Raw genomic sequence first — 502 nt, forward strand, 5'->3', positions numbered from 1 at the left:
GTACATAGGTAATACGCATTTTGTCTATCGGCACCCCGAGCTCCTTGAGCGTCATATATTTGGCAATCGCATAATCCTCACAATCGCCACCGGCAGAGCCGACAAATTCCACCGGTGTGGCCCAGTAATCAGCCTGATTCCAGTGCTCCTGATCAGTGAAATACGGTACCCGGTTATAAAAATCATTCACGCGGCGCAGTATCGTCATGGCAGGCTGTACATCGCTGGCTTGCTGCAGGGTCTTGCTGAAGTCTTTGCCGGCAGTCGTACGAAATTGATGTACGGTGTGCTGCATCTGTAATAGGCGCTTGGGTGCTTCTGTTCCGAAACGCTGCCTGACATGCTCCAGCAAACCTTTGGAAAAATCGACCAGTCCCGGATAGCCGGGATAAGCAGGCATGCTCAGCACCAGCAGCATTGCGGCACACAACAGCCCGCCCACCAGTCCCGGCTTGCGCAGGCGCTGTGTTCGGGGAAGGTAGAAGTTCAGGGCTGCTGGCAT

At 54.4% G+C, this 502-nt stretch carries 1 protein-coding gene; it reads right to left on the reverse strand.

What is annotated here, in order from left to right:
- Positions 1 to 502: transglutaminase-like cysteine peptidase (locus tag KDM89_RS19565; protein WP_230427998.1), on the reverse strand; the 502-nt coding region annotated here is incomplete at both ends.

It is taken from the genome of Cognatundibacterium luofuense, assembly GCF_018139685.1.
In the GTDB taxonomy this organism is placed as follows: Bacteria; Pseudomonadota; Gammaproteobacteria; order Burkholderiales; family Burkholderiaceae_D; genus Undibacterium; species Undibacterium luofuense.